The organism is Pseudomonas sp. UBA5706 (genome assembly GCF_002419965.1).
Classification (GTDB): domain Bacteria; phylum Pseudomonadota; class Gammaproteobacteria; order Pseudomonadales; family Pseudomonadaceae; genus Aquipseudomonas.
The window spans coordinates 121,331-138,782 of record NZ_DIHC01000033.1 but is presented as its reverse complement, the minus strand read 5'-3'; the positions used below and the strand labels follow the sequence as shown (position 1 = coordinate 138,782).

At 60.7% G+C, this 17,452-nt stretch carries 14 protein-coding genes; 6 read left to right on the top strand and 8 right to left on the bottom strand.

Annotation, left to right across the window (positions count from 1 at the left end):
- Positions 1-4 precede the first annotated feature (4 nt).
- Genes hemL through B3I26_RS15870 form a run of 3 tightly spaced genes read right to left on the bottom strand, consistent with a single transcriptional unit; the run spans position 5 to position 2,788 of the window.
- Positions 5-1,288, bottom strand: coding sequence for a glutamate-1-semialdehyde 2,1-aminomutase (hemL, locus tag B3I26_RS15880; RefSeq protein ID WP_296258924.1), 1,284 nt, complete (start codon positions 1,286-1,288; stop codon positions 5-7).
- Positions 1,289-1,337: 49 nt separating this feature from the next.
- Positions 1,338-1,964 carry a thiamine phosphate synthase gene (thiE, locus tag B3I26_RS15875; RefSeq protein WP_296258923.1) on the bottom strand — a complete coding sequence of 209 codons (627 nt, stop codon included), beginning with the start codon at positions 1,962-1,964 and terminating at the stop codon, positions 1,338-1,340.
- Positions 1,965-1,990: 26 nt separating this feature from the next.
- Positions 1,991-2,788 (bottom strand): bifunctional hydroxymethylpyrimidine kinase/phosphomethylpyrimidine kinase, encoded by a 798-nt coding sequence (locus tag B3I26_RS15870; protein ID WP_296258921.1) that lies wholly within the window; start codon positions 2,786-2,788, stop codon positions 1,991-1,993.
- A gap of 338 nt (positions 2,789-3,126) precedes the next feature.
- Here B3I26_RS15870 and B3I26_RS15865 point away from each other — a divergent pair, with 338 nt between their 5' ends.
- The 4 genes from B3I26_RS15865 to B3I26_RS15850 all read left to right on the top strand — a co-directional run bounded on the left by B3I26_RS15865 (position 3,127) and on the right by B3I26_RS15850 (position 9,281).
- A complete protein-coding gene (locus B3I26_RS15865; RefSeq protein ID WP_296258919.1) occupies positions 3,127-5,088 on the top strand; it encodes a sensor histidine kinase in 1,962 nt (653 codons plus the stop codon).
- Between the two features lie 209 nt (positions 5,089-5,297).
- Positions 5,298-6,947 (top strand): acyl-CoA dehydrogenase family protein, encoded by a 1,650-nt coding sequence (locus tag B3I26_RS15860; protein ID WP_296258918.1) that lies wholly within the window; start codon positions 5,298-5,300, stop codon positions 6,945-6,947.
- 136 nt (positions 6,948-7,083) lie between these two features.
- Positions 7,084-8,580 (top strand): AMP nucleosidase, encoded by a 1,497-nt coding sequence (amn, locus tag B3I26_RS15855; protein WP_296259003.1) that lies wholly within the window; start codon positions 7,084-7,086, stop codon positions 8,578-8,580.
- A 65-nt stretch (positions 8,581-8,645) separates the two neighbouring features.
- Complete coding sequence (locus B3I26_RS15850) at positions 8,646-9,281, top strand: pseudouridine synthase (protein ID WP_296258917.1); 636 nt, start codon at positions 8,646-8,648, stop codon at positions 9,279-9,281.
- Between the two features lie 103 nt (positions 9,282-9,384).
- On the opposite strand, the gene B3I26_RS15845 is transcribed toward B3I26_RS15850, so the two are convergent.
- Both B3I26_RS15845 and B3I26_RS15840 read right to left on the bottom strand, forming a co-directional pair.
- Entirely contained in the window at positions 9,385-9,591 is a 207-nt protein-coding gene (locus tag B3I26_RS15845) for a DUF2788 domain-containing protein (RefSeq protein ID WP_296259001.1), read from the bottom strand.
- Between the two features lie 51 nt (positions 9,592-9,642).
- Positions 9,643-10,122: an Lrp/AsnC family transcriptional regulator gene (locus tag B3I26_RS15840; protein WP_296258915.1), complete on the bottom strand. Its 480-nt coding sequence runs from the start codon at positions 10,120-10,122 to the stop codon at positions 9,643-9,645.
- A 557-nt stretch (positions 10,123-10,679) separates the two neighbouring features.
- On the opposite strand from B3I26_RS15840, the gene B3I26_RS15835 reads away from it, so the two are divergent.
- Positions 10,680-11,807 (top strand): DUF6515 family protein, encoded by a 1,128-nt coding sequence (locus B3I26_RS15835; RefSeq protein WP_296258913.1) that lies wholly within the window; start codon positions 10,680-10,682, stop codon positions 11,805-11,807.
- A 111-nt stretch (positions 11,808-11,918) separates the two neighbouring features.
- Here the strand turns inward: B3I26_RS15835 and B3I26_RS15830 are convergent, their stop codons facing one another.
- The 3 genes from B3I26_RS15830 to B3I26_RS15820 form a co-directional block, all read right to left on the bottom strand.
- Positions 11,919-12,824: a cation diffusion facilitator family transporter gene (locus B3I26_RS15830; protein ID WP_296258911.1), complete on the bottom strand. Its 906-nt coding sequence runs from the start codon at positions 12,822-12,824 to the stop codon at positions 11,919-11,921.
- A 28-nt stretch (positions 12,825-12,852) separates the two neighbouring features.
- Positions 12,853-13,278 carry a polyribonucleotide nucleotidyltransferase gene (locus B3I26_RS15825; RefSeq protein WP_296258909.1) on the bottom strand — a complete coding sequence of 142 codons (426 nt, stop codon included), beginning with the start codon at positions 13,276-13,278 and terminating at the stop codon, positions 12,853-12,855.
- 99 nt (positions 13,279-13,377) lie between these two features.
- The gene (locus tag B3I26_RS15820; RefSeq protein WP_296258908.1) at positions 13,378-15,192 is read right to left on the bottom strand and encodes a sensor domain-containing phosphodiesterase; all 1,815 of its coding nucleotides are present in this window, start codon (positions 15,190-15,192) and stop codon (positions 13,378-13,380) included.
- Between the two features lie 270 nt (positions 15,193-15,462).
- On the opposite strand from B3I26_RS15820, the gene B3I26_RS15815 reads away from it, so the two are divergent.
- Positions 15,463-17,415, top strand: coding sequence for an ATP-binding protein (locus B3I26_RS15815; protein ID WP_296258906.1), 1,953 nt, complete (start codon positions 15,463-15,465; stop codon positions 17,413-17,415).
- The last annotated feature ends 37 nt before the right edge of the window (positions 17,416-17,452 follow it).

Here is a 17,452-nt window from a genome sequence, read left to right as displayed (position 1 = left end):
TGCCTTATTTCAACTGCGCGAATGCCTTCTCGGCCGCATCCAGCGTGTGTTGCAACTCCGCTTCACCGTGGGCGATAGAGGTAAAGCCGGCTTCGAAGGCGCTCGGCGCCAGGTACACGCCGCCGTCGAGCATGAGGTGGAAGAAGCGTTTGAAGCGATCTGCGTCGCTGCTCATCACGTCCTGGAAGGTGACGATCTGTTTGGCATCGGTGAAATACAGGCCGAACATCCCGCCCGCCTGAGTGGTCACGAACGGGACGCCCGCTGCGTCCGCCCGCTGCTGCAGGCCGTCGAGCAGCCGGGTGGTGTAGTTGCTCAGCTCGTCATGAAAGCCCGGACGGCTGATCAGGCGGAGCGTCGTCAAACCTGCCGCCATGGCCAGCGGGTTGCCGGACAACGTGCCTGCCTGATACACCGGACCCAGCGGCGCGATGTGCGACATGATCTCGCGCTTGCCACCAAAGCAGCCCACTGGCATGCCGCCGCCAATGATCTTGCCGAAGGTGCTCAAGTCAGGTTTGACGCCGTAATACGCCTGCGCCCCGCCCAGGGCAACACGGAAACCGGTCATCACTTCGTCGAAAATCAGCACCACACCGTGTTCGTCGCACGCGTCGCGCAGGCCTTGCAGGAAACCCGGTGCGGGTGGCACGCAGTTCATGTTGCCGGCGACCGGCTCGACGATGATACAGGCCACTTCCTGGCCCACTTCGGCCAGCATCGCCTTAACGGCGTCGATGTCGTTGAATGGCAGGGTCAGCGTGTGTTTGGCGAATGCAGCGGGAACGCCCGGCGAACTCGGGACGCCCAGCGTCAGCGCACCCGAACCGGCCTTGACCAGCAGGCTGTCGGAGTGACCGTGATAGCAACCTTCGAATTTGATGATGCTGTCGCGACCGGTATAACCACGGGCCAGACGGATTGCGCTCATGGTCGCTTCGGTGCCGGAGCTGACCATGCGCACCATTTCCATCGACGGCACGATCGAGCAGACCAGATCGGCCATTTCGGTCTCCATCGCGGTCGGTGCCCCGTAGGACAGGCCGTGTTCAAGCTGCTTGCGCACAGCGTCCAGTACATCCGGGTGGCTGTGGCCGAGAATCATCGGCCCCCAGGAACCCACGTAATCCACATAGCGCTTGTCATCTTCGTCGGTCACGTAGGCGCCAGCGGCATGTTTGAAGAACAGCGGGGTGCCACCAACGCTTTTGAAGGCGCGAACCGGCGAGTTAACGCCCCCGGGAATGTGTTTCTGGGCATTGGCGAACAGGGTTTCAGAACGGGACATGGTGAAGGTCTCTGCTTGAATCGAATGAGGTGAACCGGCCCGACTCCAGTCAGGCCAATTTGAACAGGTCGTTGAAAGCACGGGCACGACGCGTGACTTCCTGGGTTGTTTCGGCACCGAACAGGCCATGCACCACCGCAAGCAGGTCAGCACCATGGGCCACCAGCGGCGCGGCGTTGTCCAGGGTGATGCCGCCGATGACAGCGATCGGCAATTTGATGCGCTGGCGTGCTTCGGCCAGCATTTGCAGGCTGCATGCCGGCGCGCCGGGCTTGGTGCTGGAGTTGAAAAAACGGCCAAATGCAACGTAGGTGGCCCCGTCTACCTTGGCTTTTTCCGCCAGCTCAAGCTGCGCATGACAGGTAGCGCCCACGATGGCCTTGTGACCAAGCAGGGCGCGGGCATCCGGCAGCGAGCCGTCGGTTTGCCCCAGGTGCACGCCAACGCCGAGCCGTGCGGCGACTTCGGCGTCATCGTTGATGATCAGGTGGGTCTTGTAGCGCTCGCACAGCTTGAGCAGTTCCGAGGCTTCGCGCAGACGGCGGGTCTCGTCGCCGGATTTGTCGCGGTATTGCAGAAGGGTCACGCCGCCGTCGAGCGCGGCTTCGACGTAGGCCAGGAATTTGCCAGCCAGCAACTGGCTGTCGGTCACGGCGTACAAGCCACGTAGTTTCATCAGGGGGTGCCTCTTTAATCGTGGCGTTACGAGCAGAAATCCAGCGGCAGGCGACGGGGGACGAACTGGCCTTTGCCCAGTTGTTCTGCGTCGCGCAACGTGCGCCAAGTGTAGTCCAGCGCGGTTTGCACGGCGCTGATCAGGTCTTGCCCAAGAGCCAGGCGACCGGCCAGGGTGCTGGCCAGCGTGCAGCCTGAGCCGTGATAACTGCCCGGCAACCGCTGACAGATGAAGGTGCGCGATTGCCCGTTGCGCAGGTAGAGTCGGTTATGCACCTCATGCTCGTCCCCGTGACCGCCGGTGATGAGCAGGTGCTCGCAGTATGGCAAGAGTTTTTCGGCGCATTCGTCGGCGGTGCCTTCGGGCAGTTCGGCCAGAATCCGCGCTTCGGGCAGGTTCGGTGTGGCAACGGTTGCCAGCGCCAGAAGGCGCTCGCGCATGGCGTAACCCACTTCATCCTTGCCAAGCCGCCCGCCGCCGCCCGCACGCAGGACCGGATCGCAAACCAGCGGCAGATGTCGATGGCCCTCAAGCAACTCGACCACGGTGTCGACCATCTCCAGCGAGCCAAGCATGCCCAGCTTCACCGCTGCGACAGGCGAGTCGTTGAGCACGGCGTTGGCCTGGGCCAGCACCCACTCACGGTCCAGCACCCGGAAATCGCTGACGTTTACGGTATCTTGCACGGTCAGGGCGGTCACTGCCGCAGCGGCGTGGCAGCCTTGGGCGAGTAGGGCTTCGATATCGGCCTGCAAGCCGGCGCCTCCACTGGGGTCGTGGCCGGAGAGACAGAGGACAACAGGGCGGGAGCTATAGATATTCATGGTGCGCGAGCTTACCACTAAAGCTTTTGCCGGGCCGCCGGTCGGCCGCACAATTTTCGTCTACCGGCGCTGGGACGCTCTATTGCGCCGTCTGCAGGCAGGAGCGCGCCGGTCGTCTTGAAAACATCACGAAATTCTGTCGTGTGACGATACAGATAGTGTCATGCGGCTATCAGTCTTTATGCTGTCGGCGAGCCGCCGTTTTTTTCTGCCAAAGAGTGAACGTAAGTGCTTTGCCCGTTAACCAGACTGGCCGACATCTCGGTCTCGACTCGGATGTTGCCTCCCATGGATCAAGGGTTTCAGACCGCCGCTCAGACTACGATTGGCGGTGATCCTTGCGCCTGTTTTTAACGCTGCTGCTGATATTGCTGCCAACGCTGGTCAGTGCCGTAGAGTTCGACGAGAACACGCGCACGCTGTCATTGGGGCCGGCGACCCAGGTCTTCGAAGATCCGACAGGCGCCGCCACGATCAAGCAAGTGTCGTCCCCCGAAGGCCAGTCCCGGTTTAGCGCGCTGGAGGGCAATGCGCTTAACGCAGGCTTTTCGGAGTCGGTGTTCTGGTTGAAAGTGACCCTGACCTATCGGCCGGTCAATCCAGTGGCGTTTGCCGACTGGTTGCTCGAACTTGCTTATCCGCCGATGGATCACGTTGACCTGTACCTGGCCAGCGAAACCGCCGAGCCCAGCCTGACCTGGCAGACCGGCGACATGCTGCCCTTCGACAGCCGTCAGGTAAAACAGAATAACTACCTGTTCGAACTCAATCTTGCCCCCAACCAAAGCAAGACCGCTTACGTGCGGGTCTCCAGTCATGGTTCGGTGCAGGCGCCACTCAATCTTTGGGCCAGTCATGCGTACATAGAGGCGCAACCGGCGCGGCTTTACATTCTGGGCATGATCTACGGCGTGTTGGCCGTGATGCTGGTCTACAACCTGTTCATCTACCTGAGCGTGCGCGACAGAAGCTACCTCTATTACATCCTCTATATCTGTTGCTTCGGTCTGTATCAGGTGTCTATCAATGGTGCCGGTATCGAGTTCCTGTGGCCGAACAGCCCCTGGTGGGCCAACACCTCGACCACGTTCCTGATTGGGGCAGCGATTCTCTTTGCCAGCCAGTTCGCCCGCAAGTTCCTGCAAACCCCCAGGCTAGGTCGCTGGCTGGATGTGCCGCTGCAACTGATGACGGCCTGCGCGGCAGTGATCATGTTGCTGTCGCTGACGCAGGATTACGGCATCGCGCTGCGACTGGTGACAGGACTGGTGTTGCTGTTTACCCCGGTCATTCTCCTGATCGGTATCGTCGCCTGGCTGAGAGGGCGTCGCGTGGCGCGTTATTTCATTTTTGCGTGGTCGGCGTTTTTGCTGGGCGGTGTCATTAACACGACGATGTTGCTAGGGCTGTTGCCGAACAACTTCTGGACCATGTATGCCAGCCAGATTGGTTCGGTGGTGGAGGTTGCGCTGCTGTCGCTGGCCTTGGCCGATCGCATCAACACCCTGCGCGAACGCCAGGCGCATATCCTGGCGCAGTCCGGCAGGGACCTGGAAGCCCTCAACCAGCAACTGGCGGTGAGCAACCGACTCAAAGACGAGTTTCTGGCCACGCTCACCCATGAGCTGCGCACGCCGATGAACGGCGTGATCGGCTCCCTGGAGCTGATGCAGATGAACGGTGCCGAGGACGACATCGAGCTGTACCGCCAGACCGCCGCCGACTCCGCGCAGAACATGATGGGCATTGTTAACGGGATCCTGACCCTCACCGAACTGCAGGCCGGACGGATTGAGGTGCACAGCGAAGCGTTCAGCTTGCGGCATTTACTGTTTCAGCTGCGCAGCACATTCGAGCCGCCGGCCCGCAGCAAGGCCCTGGCCTTGAGTGTTGAACTGGACGAAGCGCTGCCGGACAGCTTGCAAGGCGATGCGCTGAAACTGCGTCAGTGCCTGGAATGTCTGGTCGACAATGCCATCAAGTTCACCAGGCAGGGCTCGATCAGAGTCTGCGTGAAAGGCCACACCGACGATCAACAAGTGCGCTTGCTGATTGATGTCATAGACACTGGCATAGGCTTCGTTCGCTTGGACGAAGACACGCTTTATGCCAACTTTTATCAGGTCGACGGTTCCATGACCCGCGAATACGGCGGGCTTGGGATTGGGCTGGCGATTTGTCGGCAACTGATCGAATTACAAGGCGGCCGTTTGAGCCATCAGTCCGAGCCGGGCAATGGCAGTCAGTTCAGGTTAAGTCTGGACATCGCTCGAGCGAAACCCCCGCAACAGGACCTGTAATGGCACCACTGGCCGGCGGGGATTGGCCTGCAAATTGCTGCCGTTGGCAAGCCGGATCGCTGCGGAGCGCTTGCAGCGTGACTGCCCAGGGACATGGCAAAACCGCCGTCATTTAGTCGCCTATGGCGCTTTTTTTTCGCTGCCGCTGCGTGATTCACTGGTTCGCCTCTGCGCGATTGCCGCGTACCGACCCGAATCGGAGCCCGCTCATGAACCTGCATCAGTTCGCCGAAACCCACGAGGTCACCAACCAGCCCCCAGCGCTGGACGGGACCAACCTGTACCGCATCGATCTGCCGTTGCAGGAGTGGTCCAGGCGTTTCGGTGCGGGCTGGGCGCAGGCGAAAATCGATGCGTACGGTGCATTGGCGGGCGGGCCGCTGATGGAGGCGGGATTTCTCGCCAATCAGAACAAACCGGTGTTCGTCAGCCATGACCGCTATGGCCATCGCGTCGACCTGGTGGAGTTCCACCCCGCATATCACCAATTGATGCAGACCGCTGTCGAGCACGGCATTGCTTCGCTGCCCTGGACGGACCCGCGCCCGGGCGCTCATGTCGCCCGCGCGTCCATGAGTTACCTGCACACCCAGGCCGAGGCTGGGAGCGGCTGTCCGCTGACCATGACGTTCGCCAGCGTTCCGGCCCTCAGGTTGCAACCTGATCTGGCCGACATCTGGCTGCCGAAAATTCTCGCGACCCGGTACGACCCGCGCAATGTCGGGATCGCTCACAAAACCGGGGTCACCATCGGCATGGCGATGACCGAAAAGCAGGGTGGCACCGATGTGCGAGCCAACACCACCCGGGCTTATCCGGTCGGTCAGCCTGGCCCGGGTCAGGCCTACGAGCTGGTCGGACATAAATGGTTCTGCTCGGCGCCGATGTGCGATGCCTTCCTCACCCTGGCGCAGACTGACAAAGGCTTGAGCTGTTTCCTGCTGCCTCGCCATCGCCCGGACGACACCCGCAACGAGTTCTACATACAGCGCCTCAAGAACAAACTAGGCAACTGGTCCAATGCGTCCAGCGAGGTCGAATTCCGCGGGGCGCTGGCCTGGATGGTGGGTGAAGAAGGGCGCGGCGTGCCAACGATCATCGAGATGGTTGCCATGACCCGCTTCGACTGCATGACCGGTTCCAGCGCCTTGATGCGTCAGGCGCTGACGCAGGCGGCGCATCATTGCGCCCACCGTAGTGTCAGCGGGCGTGTGCTCAGTGAGCAGCCATTGATGCAGAACGTGTTGGCTGATCTAGCGCTGGAAAGCGAAGCCGCGCTGGCATTGACCCTGCGTATGGGGCGCTCGCTGGAGCGGCTTGACGATCCCCACGAAGCGCGTTTTGCACGGTTGGTCACGGCGGTGGGCAAGTACTGGATCTGCAAGCGCGCCCCGGCCATGATCAACGAAGCCGCAGAGTGCATGGGCGGCGCGGGGTATGTGGAGGACACCATCCTGCCGCGTCTTTATAGAGAAGCGCCGGTGAACTCAACCTGGGAAGGCTCAGGCAACGTACAGTGCCTGGACGTGTTGCGAGCGCTGTCGAAAGAGCCGGGCGTACTGGACGCGTTGTTCGACGAACTGGGCGATGGCCACGGCGATGCGCGACTGGCAGCGCATATCGGCCAATTGAAGACCGCGTTCAAGGACACAGCTGATATTCAGTACCGCGCGCGGCAACTGACCGAAGACATCGCCGTAGGACTGCAAGCCAAGCTGCTGCTGGAGGCGGGGAATTCGACGGTCAGTGACGGTTTCATCGCAGGACGACTGCAACACCCCGGCCGGGTCTACGGCGTGCTGCCTCGTGGAGTGGATGTTCAGGCGTTGGTGGCGCGGTCGTCGCCGCAGGTAGCGTGATCGATAGACCCTTGCCGTAGCAGTAGGGCTTGCCGGCAATAGCGTTCTAAGGACGCCGCTGCCAGCGAATCGTGCTGCTGCAGATCACCTTTTGTTGCTGCATCATTTCGTGCCTTCCCCCGCCGTTGCAGGCAAGATGGAGCCTTGCAAGATCAGAAGGATGCGCATCGTGACTGAAGCTTTTATTGTCGTAGAAACCGCCGAGCAAGCCGTGGATCGGCTTGCCGAGCTGCACGCACGTGCGACCGGCGCCTTGAACCAGGCGCTCAAGCGTTACCTCAAAGACCGCGTCGAGCCCGATGCCGCCGAGCGTCTGCTGTTCCGCTACCCTGAGCTGCGCCTGACCTACCACTGCCATGGCGAAGTACCGCTGACCACCCGTGCCTATGCCAAGGTCCAACTGCCCGGTACTTACAGCGTCACCGTCACCCACCCGGCGGCCTTCCGCAAATACTTGCTCGAACAGCTCGTACCGTTGATGAACGACTTCACTGTCACGGTCGAAGTCGGGGTCAGCGCGCAGAACATTCCTTATCCGTATGTGGTCGAGCAGGGCGACGAACTGGCCGGCACGGGCGTTACCGCCGCCACCCTGGCGCGCGTGTTCCCGAGTACCGACCTGTCCGCCGCCACCGACGGCATCGCCGATGGGCTGTACGACTGGGCCAATACCGATCCGCTGCCGCTGGCGCTGTTCGACGCCGCTCGCGTGGACTTCTCGCTGCGCCGCCTGGTGCACTACACCGGCAGCGACTGGCGCCACGTGCAGCCCTGGATTCTGTTGACCAACTACCATCGCTACGTCGACCAGTTCATCGTCCACGGCCTGGAAAAACTGCGTGACGATCCGCGTTTCGTGAAAATGGTCCTGCCGGGTAACGTCATCGTCGACAAGAGCATGGACCACGGCGAGGCTCAGGCCATCGTCTCCAGCGTGGTCTGGCACCGATACCAGATGCCGGCCTACCACCTGATCGCCGAAGACGGCCACGGCGTGACCCTGGTCAACATTGGTGTCGGCCCGTCCAATGCCAAGAACATCACCGACCACCTGGCCGTACTGCGCCCGCATTGCTGGCTGATGATCGGCCACTGCGGCGGCCTGCGTCAGTCGCAAACCATCGGCGATTACGTGCTGGCCCACGCCTACATGCGTCGTGACGGCATTCTTGATCGTGTTCTGCCGCCAAACATCCCGATCCCTGCGCTGGCTGAAGTGCAAATGGCGTTGCAGGAGTCGGCAGCGCAGGTCACGGGCGAGCGTGGAGACGATTTGAAAAAGCGCCTGCGCACCGGCACCGTATTGACCTACGACGACCGCAACTGGGAGCTGCGCTGGGCACAGGAACGGCCGCTGATCAACCTGTCGCGCGCCGTCGCGGTGGACATGGAAAGCGGCACCATTGCAGCTCAAGGCTATCGTCTGCGCGTGCCATACGGGACTTTGCTCTGTGTCTCCGACAAGCCGCTGCACAGCGAAATCAAACTGCCGGGCTCGGCCAATGCTTTTTATGAGCGCGCCGTCACCCAGCATCTGAAGATCGGCATCGCCGCCCTGGACCTGATGCGCACCCAGCTCAACTCGCTGCACTCGCGCAAGCTGCGCAGTTTCGACGAGCCACCGTTCCGTTGATTTACTGGCTGTTCAGAGAAAGGGCCACTAAAGTGGTCCTTTCCGTTTTTACGCTTTGAGCCGATATGCCCCGCCATCAACGCCCCATTTCCCGCCGCCCCGCGCCGAATGCATCCAGCGCACCTCGCCGTGTCGCCAAGGCACCGCCTGCCGAGCCCCGGCTGATCCTGTTCAACAAGCCGTTTGACGTGTTGACTCAGTTCAGCGATGACCAAGGGCGTGCGACGCTTAAGGACTTTATCGAAATCCCCGGCATCTACCCGGCCGGACGACTGGACCGTGACAGCGAAGGCCTGCTTTTGCTGACCAACGATGGGCAGTTGCAGGCGCGGATCGCCGACCCCAAACACAAGCTGGCCAAGACGTATTGGGTGCAGGTAGAGGGCGAGCCTTCCGATGAGCAACTGCAAACCCTGCGAGATGGCGTCGCACTGAATGACGGCCCGACCCTGCCCGCGCAGGCCCGACGCCTCGACGAGCCCAACCTTTGGCCGCGCAACCCTGCGGTACGTTTCCGCAAAAGTGTGCCGACCCATTGGCTGGAGCTGATCATCAAGGAAGGCCGGAATCGGCAGGTGCGCCGAATGACTGCAGCAGTGGGCTTGCCCACCCTGCGGCTGGTTCGGGTACGCATTGGCGACTGGACCATCGATGGGCTGGATCAAGGGCAGTGGCGGGAAGTGCCTGCGAAGTTGTCGTGAGTGCGTGTCTGGAATTGATCGCCTTGTGTAGGGCAAGGTTGCCCGCTTCGACACCGCTACCGCCGGCAAAGCGTTCCGCTACAGGTCCGAAGCGCGATCGGTATCATGGGTGCTGCTCAAGATAGGCTATCACCACGGTCTTGATCACAAACGCCAAAACCCCTAGCCCCAGCACGCCGAACAGAATCATCGTGCCGAACCGCCCAGCCCCGGATTTTTTCGCCAGGTCCCAGACGATGAATCCCATGAAACCGATCAGCACGGTCACTAGAATGGTCATCATCCATTCTTCGAACACCTCGGGTTGCATCATCATCTCCGGTTCAACGGTGGGCTTACGGTTATAGACGTTGTCGTGACATCAGCTGCGCAGATGAACCAGCGGCAGTTCGGTACTGGCCAGCACCTGATTGAGCACGAAGCTTGAGCGCACGCTGGTGACACCGTCGATACGGGTCAGATGGCCGAGAAGAAATTTTTGGTAGTGGTCCATGTCGGGCACCACGACTTTCAGTTGGTAGTCGGCATCGACACCGGTGACCAGGCTGCACTCCAGAACCTGCGGCAAGTTGCGGATCTGCTGTTCGAAATGCTCGAAGCGGTCGGGCGTGTGCCGGTCCATGCCGATCAGCACGTAAGCGGTCAGGCTCAGGCCCAGCTTCTTGCGGTCCAGCAGTGCCACCTGACGCACGATATAGCCGTCGTCTTCGAGCTGTTTGACCCGCCGTGAGCAGGGCGAGGGCGACAGCCCGATGCGCTCGGCCAACTCCTGATTGGAGATGCGCGCGTCTCGCTGCAGTTCGGCCAGAATACTCAGGTCATATCTATCGAGCTTGCTCACGGAGGGCACCTTTATAAGAACGATTGCGCCGAATTATTCATCCGAAGCGAAAAATTGCGCAAGTAGTGTTTTCGTCAGCAACATTCGCAATCCTGTGTCGCATGCTCGAGCCTATTCTTTTAACCAGAATCACTGCCCGGACAACGCGTCCAGCGCGGCCCGCCGAATCAGGCCTGCCGCGGCCTCCAGCCCCATAGGGTTGATCAGGCCACCGGGCTACGCAGTGTCCAGAAGACGATGCGAGGTGAGCCGGCGTCAAAAGCGTCGAGCCAGGACGAAGTATTCAAGAGAGGGCCAAAGGCCCTCTTTTTTATGCCTGCGATTTTGTTTCCCCTATTCATAAGCTGCGTGCGCTCCTGTAGCCGTCCGACTTGCCGACGGTGGCTTCATCGAAATTGCCACCGTCAGCAAGCTGGCTTGGTCAAGAGGGTGATGCCGGGTGTGGGACCTGGCCACCCTGATGGTTTCGCGGCCTGACCCTCGCTGATAGAGTGCGGCGAACGGCGTACCCAGAATGCAGTCCTATCAACAGGTATCCGCGCCGCAGTGAGGAAAGCATGAACATGTGCATCTGGCGTTTGGCAGGTGTCAGTCTTTTGTCCTTGAGCATCAGCGCTCAGGTGTTGGCCGACGACAACAATCAACAGCAGCAACAACAGCAGCGCAATGAGCAGCAGCAACGCCAGCAACAGCAGCGTGGCTTCGAGATGCAACGCCAGCAACAGAACCAGCAGCGCAGCTTCAATCAGGACCAGCAGCGCCAGCAACAGCAACAACAGCAACAACAGCAACAGCGCCAGCAGGAACAACTCAACCAGCAGCGTCAGGTCCAGCAAAATCAGCAGCAGCGCGCCGATCAACAGCGCCAGCAGCAGGACCGCGAACGTAATCAGCAACGACAGGATCAGCTTCAACAACAACAGCGCCAGCAACAGCAACAATTGCAGCAGCGCCAGTTGCAGGATCGCCAGAGCAACCTGCCGATCCAGAGCCGCCCGGACACCGTGATGCAGACCCAGCAGCCGCGCCAGGGCTTCTACCGCGATCAGCCCCGTGAGAACAACCCATGGCGGGGTGGCGATCGTCGTCCGGACGTCGGTCGCCCCGATGGCCATGGCGATGGTTGGGGCGGCGGACCACGCTATCGTCCTGGTTATGAAATTGATCGCATGCCAGGCGGCTACTCCCGCGTGCCTTACCACGGCAGCGATTACTTCTATTCAGGTGGCTACTGGTATCGCCCGCAGGGCCCGCGTTATGTGGTGGTTGCCCCGCCGCACGGGGTGCGAGTGCGGTATCTGCCGGATTATGCGCAACAGGTCTGGCTGGGCAGCGCGCTGTTCTTCCTCGCGGCGGGCACCTATTACACCTACGAGCAGAGCACCCAGGAATACGTCGTCGCCGAGCCGCCGCAAGGTGTCGAACCGGTGTACTCGCCGCAGCAGGTGCCACAACAGGCTCAGCAGCAAACGGCCGACCCCTACGACGTGCTTGCCTATCCGGCCAATGGCCAGACCCAGCAACAGATCGAGCAGGATCGATACGATTGCTATCGATACGCTGTGCAGCAAAGCAACTTTGACCCAGCGGCTGCGACCTACCAGCCAGCGCCTGAAGTCGTGGGGATCTACCGTCAGGCCATGGCGGCGTGTTATGCGGGGAGGGGATACAGCGTTCAACAGTGATTTGCTGTCGAGCTGCTGCTTTTTCTGCGGTTCGGCCTGCCGGCAGTGGCGTTTTTGAGATCGCTTGCGCCGGCAAGCCGGTTGGCTACAGGTTGTTATCGAAATAAGTCTTCAATTCAACACCGGTCCACTCGCTCCCTGCGTTACCTCCTGCGGGTCGGCATGCACCAGCACTTCGGCTTTGGGATATTCGGCGATGATCGCGCGCTCCACTTGCTCGCACAGGTCATGCGCCACCAGCAGTGTCAGCGTGCCGGGCAATTCCAGATGCAACTGCACAAACCAATGATTGCCCGAGATGCGCGTGCGCAAGTCATGGGCACCCAGCACGCCGGGTACGTTCTGCGCCAACTCCAGCATCCGCGTGCTGACGCCTGGCTCCAGCTCGGCATCCATCAGCACCGACACCGTTTCCCGTGCGATCGAGATCGCGCTCCAGAGAATGTAGAACGCGATCACCAGACCGAAGTAAGCGTCCAGTTGGTCATATCCGAAATACGCTAGCCCCAGCGCTACCATGATGCTGATGTTGAGCAGCAGGTCAGAGCGGTAATGCAGCGAGTCGGCGCGAATCGCTGCCGAGCCGGTTTCCTTCACCACCTTGTGCTGGAAAGTCAACAGCGCGACGGTGAGTGCGATCGACAGTAGCATTACCAGAATGCCGAGCCCCGGAGCGCCCAATGATTGCGGATGTTGAATGCGCTCGATGGCCTGGAAACCGATCAGAAACGCACTGACCGCAATGAACAGCGACTGCGCCATGCCCGACAATGCCTCGGCCTTGCCATGCCCGTAGCGGTGGTCCTCATCGGCGGGCCGCAGCGCGTAATGCACTGCCAACAGGTTGAGGAACGAGGCCGCACCATCGAGCAGCGAGTCGGTCAGGCCCGCCAGCATGCTGACCGAGCCGCTTAGCCACCAGGCCACGGCCTTGGCGACGATCAGAGTGCTGGCGACGGCCAGCGATGCCCGCGTCGCCAGACGCAATAACCGGGCATGTTCAGGGCTGGTGCTCATGGCGCTTCCTTCAATCTGGACCTGGAAATCAAGCGGACGGCACCAGACCCAGCGTCGCCAACTGCTGCGCGCTGCCTTTGTGCTGAATCAGGCGAGGATCGTCCAGCGGCAGGGTGCGACCCAGCTCTGTTTGAATGATGGCTTGCAGCTTGGCGTTATCCACGGTGCCGTCTGCCTTCACAGCGGGCTGCAGCTTCTGCGGGTCGATCTGCGCCTGCTTGCCGGAAGGCAGGTAAATCGCACCGGTCGCAAAGTCGACGGCAAAGGCGATGACGCCAGGGATGATGTAGAACAGCAGGCCCACGGCGTCGAGGATCACGATTGCCGGGTCCATTCGGCCACTGCCTTGGATCTGACCACGACGGTCAGGATAGAAAATACTGCCGCAGGCGGTCAGTTGAGCCAGCAGGCTGACGACCAGAGCGCCGCCAATCACACGGGAAGGAATACGCATGGAGATCTCCTTAAGAGAAAGTCGCAACTATACAAGGCAAATGCCTAATCTCTAAGACTATCCAGTGCGTGGGACGGTTCTGTGCCGGCAGGCTGTATTTTAAACGTCCTGGTTGGCAGCATTCATAGGAATCATGGGCGGGTAGGAACCGTTGGACAACCAGTCGACCAAATGGTCAGGGGCCAGGGGTTTGGCGAAGTAATAACCCTGCCCCTCGTGGCAACCCCAGCCGCGCAGCAGATGGTAGTGAAGTTCGGTTTCTATTCCCTCTGCCACCACCGTGAGGTTGAGGTCCTTTGCCAGGCTGATCAGGCCGCGCACGATGTGCCAGTCGCTGCTGCCCGGTTGAAGATCGGCCAGCAGCGAGCGGTCCAGCTTCACGCTGGTCGCCGGGATTTGCCGCAGATAGGTCCAGTTGCTGTAACCGCTACCGAAGTCGTCGATACCTACGGCCACACCCAGGCGACGCAGGCGAAGCAGCTGTTCACGGACGGCGGCAAAGTCGGTCACCAGCACGTTTTCAGTGAACTCAAGCTCCAGGTATTCCGGGGCGATGTCGTAAGTGTCCAGCGCCTGGCACAGTTCATCAAACAGGCCCGCGTCGGTCAGGTCCAGCGCCGACACATTCAGTGACACCGTCATGGTCAGCCCCTGGCGACGCCATTGAGCCAACTGTTCGCACACATGCCTGACCACCCAGCGGGTGATATGGCGAATCGACGCCGTGGTTTCCGCAAGGCCGATGAATTCGGCAGGGCCCACCTCACCCAATGTCGGATGGGCCCAGCGCAGCAGCGCTTCAGCAGAGGCGCAGCGGTTGCTACCCAGGTCAACCCGTGGCTGGTAGACCAGCCGCAATTGGTCGGGCGCCAGTAATGCAGCTTCGATTGAATTGAGCAACGTGACGCTGCGGCGTAGCGATGCATCGATTGCCGGATCGTAGTGAAGCCAGCGGTGTGAACCCTTGCGCGCCGCCTCCGTAATGCTGGCCATCAAGCGCAAGCTGTCGATAGGCAGTTGAGCGTCGGGGCCGAATTTCAGTACACCGATGCCTACATCCGCAACGACCGGCACGTTTTTGCTGTTCACCGGCCGCCCGAGCGCTTCGGTAATGCTGTCAAGCAGCCGGGGCAGGGTGTCCTGGGTATGACAGTCGGCCAGTATCGTGAAACACAGCGTGTGTGTTCGATACAAGGTCGCCCCTGGGGGCAGTAGTCCGAGCAGCAGCTCTTTGACTGCCAACATGAAGTCGGCGAAGAAATCCAGGCCCAGCGACTTGGCGAGTCTGTCCATCCCCATCGCTGACAGTGGTTCGATCAGGAGCGCCGCTCGCTCGGATGAGGGGACGTTCAATTGATTGACGTCCAGTTCGAAGCGCTGCCGGTTGGGCAGCCCGGTCATCGCGTCGAAGAAATGCTGCGAGTGAATGGATTGCAGTCGGGCCACCACCAGTTCTGCCGCATTTTGCAGGAACACCTTGTCCTGCGCGCTCATGGGGGCTCGTTTTGCCTTATCGATAACGCACAGGCCGCCCAGCGCCAGCCCGGGCTCGATCACCAGAGGTGCGCCTGCGTAGTAGCGTATGAACGGCGCGCCACTGACCAAGGGATTGTCGGCAAACCGCGAGTCGGCGTGCGTGTCGCACACTTCAAGTATGTCGCTGCTGTCGAGGCCATGGGCGCAGAAAGAAACTTCTCGCGAGGTGCGCGGTAATGACAGGCCTACTTTGGCCTTGAACACCTGAAAGTCGCGATCGACGATGCTGACCAGCGCCGTGGCCACGCCGAAATGCGTCGAGATCATCGCCACGATACTGTTGAGTACGGGGTCCGAACCGCTCGGCAAGTCCGCAGTCAGCCGATCGACTTCGGCCAGGCGTGCTCGTTCGTCGAACGTTACGCTGAAGCTTTGCATAGGCCTTTCCTGTGGCAAATCGTAATGAGGCGGTCGACGATCGAATGAGCGCGCCCATCTGGCCTCGCTAGCTTATTCATTCCCGAAACCTGCGACTAATCGGATTTTTCACTAACATTGTTCGAGAAATGCTATTGGATGGCCATCATGCGGGGTCGGAACGCCAGACTCAAGTCTAGCGCAGGCTTTGCCGATAGCCTGTCAGCACGCCGGGGTTGCCCGGCGCAATTTTCACACAGGTCAAATCGAACGTCAGAGGGGTGCGAGTGCATGTCCGAATCGACCCATGTCGTCAAAGGTCGGCTGAGCGATGCGTCCGTTTCGACGCTGCACACGGCGCGCCGACAGGTACGCATGCGGCAAGGCTTCGTCGTTCGCTACCTGGGGGCAGTCGTAGTCGTGGCCCTGTGCGGTTTGATACGAGCACAAATGCCTGGCACGGCGCTGCCTTATCTGTTCTTCATTCCCGGGTTGATGTTCTGCGGGTTCTGGTTCGGCACCGGTGCGTCCATCGTGGGTTGCGCATTGGCAGTGCTGACAGCTCAGTACTTTTTCATTGGCTCTGTTGGCTTTGAGCACGACGGGTCCAGTTGGGGCAATACCTTCAGCTTCGGCCTGGTCAGCTTAGCCATGGCAATGGTCTGCCACTTGTTCCGGCAGAATTTGAACGCACTGTATCGCGCCAATATGCGTCTGGAGGAGGAGGTGGAACGCCGTACTCAGGAGCGTAATGACGTCTGGAATGTTTCCCCGGACCTGATCTGCACGCTCTCGGAAAACGGCCAATTGCTGGCGGCCAACCCTGCGTGGCAGGTCGAGACCGGGTGGACGGAAGGGGAGCTGGCGCAGGGACGTCTCTGGGAGTTTATTTCCGCGGAGCAGTTGGCCGTTGCGCTGCAGACGCTGAATACACTCACGAGTGTCGAGCTCGACACCGAATGCGTTCGGCGCGATGGCAAGCATCTGCAACTCAATTGGCGTATTGCGCGGCGGCAAGGCCGATACCTTGCGGTGGCTAGGGATGTCACGCTGTTCAAGGAGCGCCAGGAGACGCTGGAGCAGGTGAGGTCGCAGTTGCAGCAAAGTCAGAAAATGGAGGCGGTCGGTCAGTTGACCGGCGGTCTGGCGCATGATTTCAATAACCTGCTGACCGTGATCGGTGGCAGCCTGGAAATGCTCCAGCGGCGTATTGCCCAAGGCAAATTCGAGCACATAGAGCGCTACGTGGCGGCGGCCCAAGGGGCTTCGTCCCGTGCCGCAGCGCTGACGCATCGCCTGCTGACCTACTCCAGACGTCAGACGCTGGCCAGTAAGGTCGTTGCGCCAGCACTGCTCATGCAGGACATGCAAGAGTTGATCAGCCGCACGCTGACGCCTCTCATCGAACTGGAGTTACTGGCGCCTGCCACTGTGTTGCTCTGCCTGTGTGACGCGCATCAGCTTGAAAACGCAGTCTTGAACCTCTGTATAAACGCCAGGGATGCCATGCCCCGTGGCGGACGGCTGCGGATTGAGGTGAGCGAGGTCCGGATCACTTCGCAAACGGACGCACTTGCACTGGACGTTGGTGACTATGCACTGATCCGCGTCACCGATACCGGCACCGGCATGCCTGAAAGCATTCTGCAGAGAGCGTTCGATCCGTTCTTCACCACCAAGCCGCTGGGAGCTGGTAGCGGGTTGGGACTGTCGATGGTCCACGGCTTCGCCCGTCAGTCATCAGGCGATGTCCGGATTAGCTCAGCGGTGGGGAAGGGCACAACAGTCAGCCTGTTTCTGCCGATTTATCAGGGGGCATCGCCTACTGCTGCAGCAGGTACTCCGGTGATTGCCGGTGATGGCACCATTGTTGAGCAGGGCTCGGTACTGGTGGTGGACGACGAAGCTGCCATTCGTGATCTGGTGGGTGAGGCGCTGCAGGAGGTCGGTTACCACATCATCAAGGCCGGGACGGCCGATGAAGCGCTGAGGCTACTGGCCGAACTTCCGTCCTTGACACTGCTGGTCACTGACATCGGCTTGCCCGGGGGAACCAGCGGTCATGAGCTGGCGACACTGGCGCTGAAGAAAGCCCCGTCGCTCAAGGTCCTGTTCATCTCGGGCTTCTCTGAAAACGCCGTGCCCACTTCGGCATTCGAAGATGGACGGGTTCATTGGCTGCCGAAGCCCTTTGCAATGAGCGAACTGAAGGCCGCTATCGACGAGCTGTTCAGCGCGGCGTAACGGCCTTGGTGGTTAACCGAACAGCTGTCCATCGGGG

Coding starts and splice junctions, on each gene's coding strand:
- hemL (WP_296258924.1), bottom strand. CDS start 1,288: ATGTCCCGTTCTGAAACCCTGTTCGCCAATGCCCAGAAACACATTCCC.
- thiE (WP_296258923.1), bottom strand. CDS start 1,964: ATGAAACTACGTGGCTTGTACGCCGTGACCGACAGCCAGTTGCTGGCT.
- B3I26_RS15870 (WP_296258921.1), bottom strand. CDS start 2,788: ATGAATATCTATAGCTCCCGCCCTGTTGTCCTCTGTCTCTCCGGCCAC.
- B3I26_RS15860 (WP_296258918.1), top strand. CDS start 5,298: ATGAACCTGCATCAGTTCGCCGAAACCCACGAGGTCACCAACCAGCCC.
- amn (WP_296259003.1), top strand. CDS start 7,084: ATGGAGCCTTGCAAGATCAGAAGGATGCGCATCGTGACTGAAGCTTTT.
- B3I26_RS15850 (WP_296258917.1), top strand. CDS start 8,646: ATGCCCCGCCATCAACGCCCCATTTCCCGCCGCCCCGCGCCGAATGCA.
- B3I26_RS15845 (WP_296259001.1), bottom strand. CDS start 9,591: ATGCAACCCGAGGTGTTCGAAGAATGGATGATGACCATTCTAGTGACC.
- B3I26_RS15835 (WP_296258913.1), top strand. CDS start 10,680: ATGAACATGTGCATCTGGCGTTTGGCAGGTGTCAGTCTTTTGTCCTTG.
- B3I26_RS15830 (WP_296258911.1), bottom strand. CDS start 12,824: ATGAGCACCAGCCCTGAACATGCCCGGTTATTGCGTCTGGCGACGCGG.
- B3I26_RS15825 (WP_296258909.1), bottom strand. CDS start 13,278: ATGCGTATTCCTTCCCGTGTGATTGGCGGCGCTCTGGTCGTCAGCCTG.
- B3I26_RS15820 (WP_296258908.1), bottom strand. CDS start 15,192: ATGCAAAGCTTCAGCGTAACGTTCGACGAACGAGCACGCCTGGCCGAA.
- B3I26_RS15815 (WP_296258906.1), top strand. CDS start 15,463: ATGTCCGAATCGACCCATGTCGTCAAAGGTCGGCTGAGCGATGCGTCC.